General features: G+C 36.9%; 13 protein-coding genes. 6 read left to right on the top strand and 7 right to left on the bottom strand.

Annotation, left to right across the window (positions count from 1 at the left end; genetic code table 11):
• Positions 1 to 122 precede the first annotated feature (122 nt).
• The 6 genes from P9B04_RS06060 to cutA all read right to left on the bottom strand — a co-directional run bounded on the left by P9B04_RS06060 (position 123) and on the right by cutA (position 4,150).
• Positions 123 to 572, bottom strand: a complete 450-nt coding sequence (locus tag P9B04_RS06060; RefSeq protein ID WP_342054102.1) for a DUF3531 family protein — start codon at positions 570 to 572, stop codon at positions 123 to 125.
• A gap of 11 nt (positions 573 to 583) precedes the next feature.
• Entirely contained in the window at positions 584 to 1,177 is a 594-nt protein-coding gene (locus tag P9B04_RS06055) for a CPBP family intramembrane glutamic endopeptidase (RefSeq protein ID WP_342054101.1), read from the bottom strand.
• The gene (locus P9B04_RS06050) at positions 1,170 to 2,222 is read right to left on the bottom strand and encodes a DUF3326 domain-containing protein (RefSeq protein ID WP_342054100.1); all 1,053 of its coding nucleotides are present in this window, start codon (positions 2,220 to 2,222) and stop codon (positions 1,170 to 1,172) included. Before P9B04_RS06050 ends, P9B04_RS06055 begins: the two co-directional genes overlap by 8 nt.
• An 18-nt stretch (positions 2,223 to 2,240) precedes the next feature.
• Complete coding sequence (locus P9B04_RS06045; RefSeq protein ID WP_342054099.1) at positions 2,241 to 2,414, bottom strand: hypothetical protein; 174 nt, start codon at positions 2,412 to 2,414, stop codon at positions 2,241 to 2,243.
• Between the two features lie 119 nt (positions 2,415 to 2,533).
• The gene (locus P9B04_RS06040; protein ID WP_342054098.1) at positions 2,534 to 3,742 is read right to left on the bottom strand and encodes a glycosyltransferase family 4 protein; all 1,209 of its coding nucleotides are present in this window, start codon (positions 3,740 to 3,742) and stop codon (positions 2,534 to 2,536) included.
• A gap of 87 nt (positions 3,743 to 3,829) precedes the next feature.
• Positions 3,830 to 4,150, bottom strand: a complete 321-nt coding sequence (cutA, locus tag P9B04_RS06035; RefSeq protein WP_342054097.1) for a divalent-cation tolerance protein CutA — start codon at positions 4,148 to 4,150, stop codon at positions 3,830 to 3,832.
• Positions 4,151 to 4,372: 222 nt separating this feature from the next.
• Here cutA and P9B04_RS06030 point away from each other — a divergent pair, with 222 nt between their 5' ends.
• From P9B04_RS06030 to P9B04_RS06010, 5 genes are all read left to right on the top strand, one after another.
• The gene (locus P9B04_RS06030) at positions 4,373 to 5,185 is read left to right on the top strand and encodes an ABC transporter permease (protein WP_446717971.1); all 813 of its coding nucleotides are present in this window, start codon (positions 4,373 to 4,375) and stop codon (positions 5,183 to 5,185) included.
• A complete protein-coding gene (gene thiL, locus P9B04_RS06025; RefSeq protein WP_342054095.1) occupies positions 5,182 to 6,159 on the top strand; it encodes a thiamine-phosphate kinase in 978 nt (325 codons plus the stop codon). The genes P9B04_RS06030 and thiL overlap by 4 nt, the downstream gene beginning before the upstream one ends.
• Positions 6,160 to 6,200: 41 nt before the next feature.
• Positions 6,201 to 7,739: a glycine betaine ABC transporter substrate-binding protein gene (locus P9B04_RS06020; RefSeq protein WP_342054094.1), complete on the top strand. Its 1,539-nt coding sequence runs from the start codon at positions 6,201 to 6,203 to the stop codon at positions 7,737 to 7,739.
• A 77-nt stretch (positions 7,740 to 7,816) separates the two neighbouring features.
• Complete coding sequence (locus tag P9B04_RS06015) at positions 7,817 to 8,488, top strand: META and DUF4377 domain-containing protein (protein ID WP_342054093.1); 672 nt, start codon at positions 7,817 to 7,819, stop codon at positions 8,486 to 8,488.
• Positions 8,489 to 8,523: 35 nt separating this feature from the next.
• Positions 8,524 to 9,066, top strand: a complete 543-nt coding sequence (locus P9B04_RS06010) for an LppP/LprE family lipoprotein (protein ID WP_342054103.1) — start codon at positions 8,524 to 8,526, stop codon at positions 9,064 to 9,066.
• A gap of 76 nt (positions 9,067 to 9,142) precedes the next feature.
• On the opposite strand, the gene P9B04_RS06005 is transcribed toward P9B04_RS06010, so the two are convergent.
• The gene (locus P9B04_RS06005; protein ID WP_342054092.1) at positions 9,143 to 10,411 is read right to left on the bottom strand and encodes a glycoside hydrolase family 10 protein; all 1,269 of its coding nucleotides are present in this window, start codon (positions 10,409 to 10,411) and stop codon (positions 9,143 to 9,145) included.
• A 426-nt stretch (positions 10,412 to 10,837) separates the two neighbouring features.
• Between P9B04_RS06005 and P9B04_RS06000 the strand changes: the two genes are divergently transcribed.
• Complete coding sequence (locus tag P9B04_RS06000) at positions 10,838 to 11,494, top strand: hypothetical protein (protein ID WP_342054091.1); 657 nt, start codon at positions 10,838 to 10,840, stop codon at positions 11,492 to 11,494.
• The last annotated feature ends 22 nt before the right edge of the window (positions 11,495 to 11,516 follow it).

Raw genomic sequence — 11,516 nt, 5'->3', positions numbered from 1 at the left:
GGTTTGATAAATCCCCCTCGTTTATAGTGCGGGGCTTCTCGGCGGTTAGCTAAACTGCTAGTTAAGATTGTCGGGGAGCAGGGAGCAGGGAGTAGGGTATTTATCCTATTTATTAACTACTTTTATTCATCATCTGCAAACATAGTTTGTCTCTTATTATCGATAGGCCAGTCTTCATTCTCTCCGCCAATAATCAACTTTTTAATGACAACTAATTCCTGACTTAATTGAGTTAAAGAATTGATCAAAATATCGAGAGCAATTAAATCACTAGTGCCGAGATCAAACCAACAACGACCCCAGACCCCTTCATATTCAAACTCAGCCATATTATGCATGGGAGCCATCATGATTTCATCGGATACTTTTGTGTTGTAGTCCATATAACTGACTTCTACTCCCATGTCTTGAACCTGGAGGTTTTCGGCATTAAAACCCCCTAGTTTTCCTAAATAAAACCAGGAATTAAATACTTCTTCTAAGTATTGTTTTTCCATTGGAGCAGGAACTGTGTCAAACTCTACCCAAACCCAAACATCAAAGGGATTAAACTCTCTAAATTGGACTTCCATAATACAATCAATTAAGAAGTAAGATCACTATTTCTATTATTAAATTTCCAAAGTGCGCTCGACATCCAATTAGTAATGATATGAGCGGTAATAGGAACCAATAAATTATCGGTCATCAAAGCACTATAACCAAGGGCAAACCCCACCACAGTTGCCCAAACCACATAGGGCCATTGCTGGGAACCACTTAAGTGTAATACCCCAAACACTAAGCTAGATAAAACCAGTGCTAGTAAATCGTACCCTAAAGCTGGCAACATTACCCCACGAAACAACAATTCTTCGCTCAGGCCAGGTAATAAACCCAACCAAATTAAATCAGGCCATACTAAGGGCCTCAAAACCAATAATAGATAAGTATCTGCGCTTCGACGATAAGCCGGCCAAAGGCGATAAACAATACTACTGGCAACAATGATTATACCGGCTAGAGCCACTCCGTATAGTAGTGCTTCGGCGGAGAATTGGATGGTAATTAGGGCAATGGAACCAAAATACTGCCATATTTTAGCTACAATTAGCAGAATTATGGCCGTTACCCCCATTACTACTAAAATTTGGGTACGGGTCAACGGTTCCATGTCAGATGAGTTAGGATTAGTCACAGGCTTCAGAAATAGGGCTAACAATAGGACGTAAAGGTTCGATACTAATGCCAGCTTTATGAGCCACCAAAACACCCAACGCCTCTAAATACGAGTTTACCGTAATGGCCTCCATTCCTAAGTCTTCGGGGGTAACATTGAGGGCTGTTGTATTATCTCTGACAGTAATAATACGGGTTTTGCTTTGGCTCAAACTCAGTATCCCACTACCACCACAAGCTGTGTGAGGAATTACCAAAGCGTCTACTTCGTCGGCCCAAATGCTGTTGGTTTGAGGTTGGGTAATAAACTGGGGTGCGCGGCTTAATCCCACCAACACACAGGGTAAAAAGGTGTAGCCCAATTCTTCTGCAGCCGCCCGAGGGGATATGGTATCATCCACCGGTAGGGGTTCTAAAGCGGGAGCATGGGCGCAGGGAAGGCAAAATTCACGGACAATTAGGTGAGAAATGACCGCTTCTGCACCAGCTAAGGGGTCAACCCCTTGTCCGTGACGATAGTTATCTAAGACCAAACTATCTAATTCGTCGGGAAACCGAGCAACAACGGCGATGGCTTCTGCCTTACTTTTTTTGATTAGTTTGTCGGCTGCCCTGAGTAAACTATCAGGCTTGCCGATGGTTCCCCAACTCGCTCCAGAATGGGCTGTACGCAGTTCTACCTCTAAAGGCGTATCCGTCATTACATAATCTGTTAAAGTCAGTCCTAGGGTGGCTCTAGTGGCATCTGCTGCTTGAATATGACGGGTTCTCAACTCTGGTTCGATACCTCGATCCAAAATCAATCCCACTCGGTTTTGATGGACGGGTTTGAGTCCCCAGTTACCTTGGGCAAAGCGATCTAAACCGTACCCTTCTACATAAAGAATATTGTCTGCAGGCCAGTACAGTTGCGCCCCATTGAGTACGTTAGGGTGGGTTATGAGGCGATCGCAGATTTTTGCCATTGCCTTAGCCACAGGTAAAGCGTCTCCTGCATAACCCCCAATGGCAGCCCCAATGCCTGTAGGGACAATTAGTACGGCCGTATAAGGACGATGAATCATCAGTTATTCGGTTATCAGTTATTTCTCACTGGTAACGATGGCTTCCACCTGGGCAGTTTGTGTTTCTTTATCTACTTTAGTAACAGCCCAGCGTAGGGGTTCCCCTTCTTTTTTGAGATTTTCTTCTACTTCTTTAACAGTGAGAGGGGTTTGCTGAAGATCGATTTCTGCTTCGATGAAATGGGTTGTCATGATTTATTTTCGCCAATGACTTATTAGAAGATAATTATAGCAGTTTCCTGACCTGCACAATAAATAAATTTTTGCTTTTGAGGAATAACTAATAACTGTTAACTGGTAACTGATAACTGTTAACAAAAGGGTTCTAAAACATGAGATAAAATAGTCGCCATTGATTCTAAGCTGTAAGATTTAATACATCTCTCTCTAGCTTGTTTTCCTTTTTCCTGTGCTTCTTCTAAATGATTAAAAATCCAATCTATTTTACTGGCTAATTGTTCAGGGGAACTGGGATCAACTAAGTATTCAGTATCCCCTAAAATTTCAGGAATATCTCCTACTTTGGTTGCTAAAATAGGCTTAGCCATAGCCATTCCATCGGTTAACTTTAGGGGAAATTGGGCTTGTGTAGCTGGTGTATCTTGTTGAGGAACTACCACTAAATGAGCAGTAGAAACGATTTCTGGCATGGATTCTACAGGAGACTTTGGTAGTTGAATTAACCATCTGCCCCATTTTTCTTTGAGTTTTTTATCATAATTATCATAGGGACTTCCTCCAACAATTACTAATTTCAACTCGGGATTATTGAGTTTTTCTAGGGCTATTAAAATATCTTCTACACCTTTATAAGGTCGGGGTGCGCCAGGAAACATGAGAATTTTATAATTTTCTAGATTATATTTTTTACGACTTTTATCAGGGTCATATTTTTGCGGATCAAATAAGTCGGTATCTTTACCATTAGGAACGTAAATACCCCCGAAACGTTTTTGAATAAATTGGGTATGTAAGGTTATTTTATCTGCTGAAGAAACTAGCTTCTCTATCTTTTGTAAGTAGAAGGGGTGATCAGGATGTTGCAAAGGAGCATCACCTTTAAATAAGTCCTCGATGAACTTTTTTACAGTGAAATTATATCGCCAATTATCTCCTCCAAACCAACTCATTTCCCAGTCATCAATATCTACAATTAAAGGACGATGACTTAGGTATTTTTTGAGTAAGGCAATGCCATAGCTACTGGGTTTTAATTTAACAGCATAGAGAATATCCCCGTCAACTTGTGGTAATAATTGTTGCAGGGATCGCCACATTCCCCCAAACTTTGCATAATAAGGACAAGGAATAGAAATTATGGGTAAATCTTCGGGTAATTCTGCTAACCCGTTTTCTTCATAAGCGATGCCGAAAATCTTAACATTATGCCCTAATTTTTGTAAAGCTTGTGTTAATAAAAAAGGTCGAATAGCACCTCCCCAACGCCCTGCACCTTTACTGGATAAATCACTTACAATTAGAGAAATATTCAATTGACGACTAGATTTAGCAATGGTCATAATTTCAACATATTTTTGGATAAAGTATAAGTCCTGCTTTTACTGAGATGAAAGTATTGAATGAGATTTATTTTGATTAATTGTACTCTATTGCAGCTGGTTATTTAACCAACTTAAATAGCTTTGATTTCCGTCTTGAATGGGTAAACTAATAATCTCAGGAACCTCATAGTTATGGATTTCTTGAATTCTTTTTTCTAGGGCTTGATAATTTTCTTGATTACTTTTAATCAAACAGATCCATTCGTCATCTTCGCATAGTTTGCTTTCCCAATGATAATAACTGTTAATGGGTCCCACAATTTGCACACAGCCTGCTAACTTTTCAGTTAACAAAGTTTGAGCAATTTTTTTGGCTTCTTCTTTTTTTGATGTTGTTGTTATGACAACAATAAACGGTGAAGACATAAATTGTATTTTCTACAGTTAGATGTAAGTTAGGTTTTCTGTTTGTATAAAAACCCATCGTTAAAGATAAGGTTTAGGTAATTATAGCAGAATAATAGTTCTCCACTTGGTCATAATAGGTTACAATTTTTTCGTATCTATCGCCAGCCAAATCCTTAGCTTATGCTTGTATCAAAGTCTAAATCAAACCGTTTTTCTCCAGAGAACTTTGCCCAAATATTAATGTATCTTGGTATATTCATTACTTTATTCTGGTTGTTCATTGCTGTATTAGCTCCTATTTTACAAGGAATCGGCTTTCTACAAAATCCCACTGATTTATTAAGTAATGTTCCTGGAGATTCCCCCAGTATTCGTCATTGGTTAGGAACCAATGTTAGAGGATACGATGTATTTTCTCGTACTCTTCTAGGTTCTCAAGCGGCTTTAAAAGTCGTTTTTTTGGCAACTATTTTGTCGATGGCTATAGGAGTTCCTTTAGGACTAATTAGTGGTTACTTGGGAGGAAAAATAGATAAATTTCTTTTATTTTTCATGGATACAATCTATACAATTCCTGGTTTATTATTATCGGTTACTTTGGCTTTTATTTTGGGGCGAGGAATTTTAAATGTGGCAATTGCAGTAAGTATTGCCTATATTCCTCAGTATTATAGGATAGTGCGGAACCATACCACTAGCGTTAAAAATGAGTTATTTATCGAAGCCGCAAAAGCAATGGGAGCAACCCCTACTCGTGTTTTGTCTCGCTATTTATTTTTAAATGTTATTCAAAGTGTTCCTGTGGTCTTTACTTTGAATGCCGCTGATGCTATCTTGGTACTAGGTGGTTTGGGTTTTTTAGGGTTAGGTTTGCCCGAAGAAGTTCCCGAATGGGGTCACGATCTCAAAGAAGCATTACCGGATTTATCTACAGGTATTTGGTGGACAACTCTTTTCCCTGGAATCGCTATGACATCTATGGTGGTAGGGTTATCTTTTATAGGGGAAGGTATTAGTGAAATGTTTAACCCTAATTTACGCAACAAGCGATGAAAGTTAGAGATATTGGGGAGCAAGGACTACTAAAAAAATTGCAACGTTTTTGTCCTGATGATATCATCGGAGATGATGGTGCAGTTTTATCCCTCCATAATCTACAGCAATTAGTTGTTACTACGGACGTTTTGGTAGATGGAGTACATTTCAGCGATACCACTACTCCACCTCATTCTGTTGGTTGGCGTGCGATCGCAGCTAATTTGTCCGATCTCGCAGCTATGGGAGCAAGTCCCATCGGAGTTACAGTCGGACTCGCCTTAACTGGTGATACTTCGGTAGAGTGGGTAGAGCTTATGTACCAAGGGATGAGCGACTTGTTGAAGCGATACGACACACCCATCATTGGAGGAGATATTTGCCGCTCCAAGGTTACTACTATTAGTATCACAGCTTTGGGTCAGACTTACCCTAATCGAGTCATTAAACGCTCTACGGCGCAACCTGGTCAAGTAATCGTAACTACAGGCTATCATGGGATGTCCCGTTCAGGACTAGAATTACTGCTCAACCCCAATGCCGCCAATATTGGGTCAGAGGAACGTTCTAAGTTAATCTATGCTCACCAGTACCCTCAACCTCGTTTGGACATACTGCCTCATCTATGGGAAATCATGGAAACAGATACCATAACAGGGATGGATAGTAGCGACGGTTTGGGGGATGCAGTCTTACAAATGTGTAAACTGAGTGGTTTAGGGGCGCGCATAGATATGGCAACTTTACCATCTGTATCTAAGATATCACAGTGTTTTCATGGAGATCAAGCCCTAAATTGGGTATTATACGGAGGAGAAGATTTTGAATTAGTTTTATGCTTAGCAGAGGAAAAAGGGAAAACTTTAGTTCAAACAATAGGAAAAGAAGCCAGAATTATTGGTAAAATCGTGGAAGAGCAATCAGTTATATTAGTCGATGGAGATCAACAATATCCATTAACCTTAAAGCAAGGTTTTCAGCATTTTTCATAAGAATAATCAGCCCCTAAAAGCATCAATAATTAGGTCAAAAAATGGACTTACTACTTTCAATTCCTCCTAGATCAGTTATTTTATTACGAACAGGAGAACACATAACCTTAGTTTTAACAGCCATGATTGCTGCCACAGGGATTGGGGTTCCTTTAGGGATTATCATGAGTCGTTATCCAAAATTAGCTAACCCTATTTTAATCATTACTAATGCAGTACAAACAATTCCTAGTTTAGCATTATTTGGGTTTCTAATTACTGTCCCTTTCTTTGGAGGAATTGGTAAAAGGCCTGCTATTATTGCTTTGATACTATATGCTTTGTTGCCAATTATTAAGAATACTTATATCGGAATTACTCAGATCAAAAAAGGAGTAAAAGAAGCAGGTGAATCTTTAGGATTAACCCCGATCAAAATACTATTTTTAATTGAACTACCATTAGCTTTAAGAGTAATTTTAGGAGGAATTAGAATTGCGGCTGTTATTTGTGTTGGAATTGCCACTATTGCTGCAGCCATAGGAGGAGGAGGTTTAGGTGAATTTATTTTTAGAGGACTATCCACTGTCGATAATACTATGATTTTAGTGGGTGCAATTCCCTCAGCTATTATTGCTTTATCAGTAGATTGGGGATTGGGTTGGATAGAGAATAACTTAACACAAACAACTGCTAGTAACCAAAGCAATAATAAAAAAATTGTGGCGTTTTTGTTGCTAATTATTTCACTCATATTTGTAGCCTTTAGTTTTATCAATCAATCACAAGGTCAAATTATTATTGGCTCAAAAAACTTTACCGAACAACTTATTCTAGGAGAAATTGTCTCTCAACAAATCGAAAATAATAGTGATTTAAAAGTCGATCGTCGCTTTAATTTGGGAGGAACCTTTATTTGTCATGAAGCAGTTAAAGCAGGGGAAATAGATGGTTATGTCGAATACACAGGAACAGCTTTTACAGCTATTCTAGAACAAAAACCCATTAGTAATCCTAGCCTTGTTTTCCAAGAAGTAAAAACAGTTTATGATCAAGAATTTCAACTGGAAGTTATGGCATCTTTAGGCTTTGAAAATACTTACGCTATTCTAGTTAGAGGAGAAGATGCTAAACGGTATAATCTGGAAACTATTTCCGATGTAGCCAAATATACTCCCGAATGGAAAGCCGGTTTTAGTTACGAATTTTTGTCTAGAGAAGACGGTTATCCTGGACTTTCTAAGACGTATAATCTGCGATTTGCTCAGCAACCAAAAAGCATGGAATTAGGATTAATGTATCGTGCTTTAGAAGAAAAAAATGTGGACTTAGTAGCCGGAAATTCAACAGACGGATTGATTGAGGTTTTAGATTTACAGATGTTAGAAGATAATAAGAACTATTTTCCTCCTTATGAAGCGGTTCCTGTTTTTAATCAAAACACATTAGAAGAACATCCCGAGTTAAGTTCAATAATACAACAATTGTCAGGACAAATATCTTCAGAAGAAATGGGACAGCTAAACTACTTAGTTGATCACGAAAGAGAGTCAGTTACTGAGGTTGTTAAAGATTTTTTAAGTCAAAAAAACTTAATCTAAATCTTCATTCCCATCAACAAACTAAAAATTTGTTATGATTATATTGAAACAATTGATTGATAGAGGAGTTAATAGAAATGAGAAATAAAAGTAAAATTGTTAAAATAGTTTGCCAAATAACCACCATCGCAGTTTCCCTAGTTTCCCTAAGTAGATTTGATCTGGCGATCGCAAATGAAAGTCCCTCAAACTCAACAGAAAATCCACCCAAAAATGACCTAATAGGAACAGAATGGCAATTAATAAGTTGGACAGAAAACCAAGAATTAAGCCAAGAAAATTCTACCTTAATGTTTGCAGAAGATAGACTTTCAGGTAGTGGGAGTTGTAATCGTTATACCGGGGGTTACGCTATTCAGGAAAACGCCATAAAAGTAGGCTTAATCGCTGCAACTCGTAAAGCTTGTCCCGAAGAAATAATGAACCAAGAATTTGTATTTCTGTCTGCCTTAGAAGGAGCAAAACTTCATAACATTAACGCAGAAGGAGAATTACAAATCGCTTATATTAGAGAAAAAGAAATCCGTATAATGACCTTCAAAAATATTAATAATAACAACAAAATAACACAAAAAACTGTTTATATAAGCCCCAAAACTGTCGATTGTATCGGTGTTGCACCTCGAAAATGCTTGCAAATAAAGGAAAAATTAGAGGATAAATGGACATTATTTTATGGAGAAATTGAAGGATTTAACTATGAACCTGGCAATCTTTATCAAGTAAAAATTGTTCAAAAAAAAACTTAAATCCCCCTGCTGATAGTAGTAGTTTTCAATGGTCACTGCTTGAAATTATTAGTAAAAAGCAAGTCGATCCAAGAACAAAAATTTGGTTAGACGAAGAGATAGATAACTGGAATGAAATCGGAAAACAGATTCCTAATGCACCAAAAACTGATGCCGATCTTCCCAGTATCGATAGATGCAAAGAGCAAATAAGAGAGGCGAAAAACCCTAAAGATAGGTCTATTATTAAAGCAGGTTGGGAATTATTTGGTCCTCAACAAACCTATGATCAAACCACTGTCATTACTGCCATGAGTGGGGTAGACGGAATGTGTCGTCCTTTAGGTTATCAAGCATTTGTCTTTGTAGGAGAACAGTTTGCAGGAACTTTATCACCAAAGCCGATGAATTCTCGACAGGATGGCGATATTGCTCGAATTTTCATCAACAGTGCTGATCGCTTATTGGTGGAATATAAACGTTATATTAGTGGTGATCCTTTGTGTTGTCCTTCATCTACAAGCCAAGTATTATTTAATATCGAGCCAAAAGACGCTCAACCTATCCTTGTACCTGCTCAAATAATTTCAGAAGAATAAAAAATGACTTTAAAGATTCCAATACTAACGAAAATGGTTAGTATTATAATTACTAACTTTTAACTCAGTTTTTGTATTATTCAGAAAACATTTCATCGAATACATGACGACGTTTGTAAGGAGACTCAGGAGCTAAATACCCCCACAAAGATTCCCAGTAAAAAAAGGAAACTCCATTAAATCCTTGTTTTCTTACTGTTTCAACTTGTTGTTTAATTTGTTCTATTTTCACAGTATTGTTGAGAGTTCCTGATAGAATACCAACACTAACAGGAATTTTTTGACGAGCTAGTTTAACAGCAGATTGATGTAGTTCTCTATTAAAACTATCTAGATCATTTCTGTATACTTGTATAACCAATTCATCGATTAATCCTTGTTGTACCCAAGTCTTCCAATCTTGTAAATAGTTTTGATAAGAAAAAGCATGGGAATTAGGAGATAAAGAAATTAAGATTTCCGGGTTAACGGTTTTTATTGTTTTGGCTAAATCTGCCATAAACATAGTCAGTTTTTTGGCTCTCCACGCCATCCATTGAGGATTACGGGGATTTTTAGGAGGACTTTTACCTCCATGTTCTTGTTGATATATTCTAATAGTTAAAGGATCATATCCTAGTTCTACAGGTAGTCCAAAATGATCGTCTAATTGCACACCGTCTACTTGATAATTCATAATTACTTCTAACATTAATCCTTTTATTAGTTGCTGTACTTCAGGATGCAAAGGATTTAACCAAACTAACTGACTAGCTTGTTTTTGATAACCATATTTTTGCAAACGCTGAAATAAATTATCTGTATTATTCGTATTTTTTGCTGCTAATTCGTCTTTATATAATGGATTAAGTGAACCCTGTTGGCTATGGGTTAACCAGTCTGGATGCTTTTGTGCTACGAGCGAATTTTTAGGAATCATTAATCCGTATTCAAACCAAGTAATAACATCCATTTCTCGTTGATGACATTCTTTGACAATTACCCTTAAAACATCTGGATTAAATCTTGTCCTATTTAGTAAAGGTTCTTGAGATTTGCCAATCATTTTTTCTGCTAAGGAACTAGGATAAAAAGTATAACCTCGATTCCAAACAACAGGATAAACAGTATTAAAATTGTGATCAGCTAATTCTTTGATGACACGATTGATACTACCCGGGAAAAACAAAACCGCACTAGCAACATTCGTTATCCAAACTCCCCGTCTCTCCTGAAAACTAGGGATATTTACTCCTTTAGTTGATGGCAAAAAAAACAGTTGCGTGGCTAACATAATTAGTATTATGTTAACGGTCAAAAAAATACATACAAAACGATTCTGCCAAGGATATTTCTTGTTATTCATATTACCAATTCCTTGGTTATTAACGTTCTTTCAACTATTAACATCAAAGATAAAATCATTAAATTTGAGGTAAAAAGCTAATAGTCCTAACATTGTAATATTATTAACCCACAAAACAAAAGGGCAAATACTTTCCTAATCTTCCTTTCAACCCTCACATCATACTAAGTACCTGGACAAAAATAAGCATTACTGTGAAGTTAGCAGGTAGCAGGGATAGGAGTGACAACTAATTTACATTTCTTAAGACAGTTAACTATATTTATGTCCGACTACTTACAAGAAAACTTAAAAGGAGCTTATTGAGTGCAAATATATTTTTAATATCAATCAGTTCCTAAATCTTATATCATTATTACTAAATTACTTGATTACTGTATTACTCAAGTTCGTAAGTAAATAGACTTGTTAGATTAGGAAAAAATAATGATTAACGAAGAAGAATTTAAGGGACACAAACCTATCTCTTTTTGGAATCGACATTTAGGGGTTAATTTCAAAGATATATTCAAATCATTAAGTAAAGCAGTCATCAATGGAATCGTAGGGAAATGGGATTTTGTTGCCAAAGAACTTGTTGATGTTGGTGCTGCCATTCATCTCAAAGAGAGAACAGTAGAAGAAGTTGTTTGGTTACTCGTCTATCGCTCTCTTAATCAAGCCATATTTAGTCTAATCAAAGATAGTCAAAACCTATTAGATAATAGAGACTTATTCGATAGTCAAGACTTAGATATTTTTGATGAAAATATTGAGAGTGATGAAAGCAATAAAAGATTAGATAAACTATTAGAAAAGCTTGACCTTGAAAAAACATTAGAGCAACAAGAAATTTCTATCAAACAAAACTTTTTTTCTTATCCTAAGCAACTTGAAATTCTCAACTTATTGCAACCTGTATTAATTAAATGGTTGAAAAACTTTGTAGAAAAATCTGAACAAGGCTCAAAACAGGCAGAAGTTATTGCTTCTCGTCTTCCAACCTATTTTGTCTTTGCTCTCAATAAAGAATGGCGTAAAAATAGACAAGAAGCTTCTCAAAAAGTCTGGTGGGACTCGCCGAAAGTTAGGGGACAAAGATGAAAATAAAGTTTCGAGTTCGCCC

The organism is Crocosphaera sp. Alani8 (assembly GCF_038442745.1).
Taxonomy (GTDB): domain Bacteria; phylum Cyanobacteriota; class Cyanobacteriia; order Cyanobacteriales; family Microcystaceae; genus Crocosphaera.
This window is presented reverse-complemented; position numbering and strand designations above follow the sequence as displayed.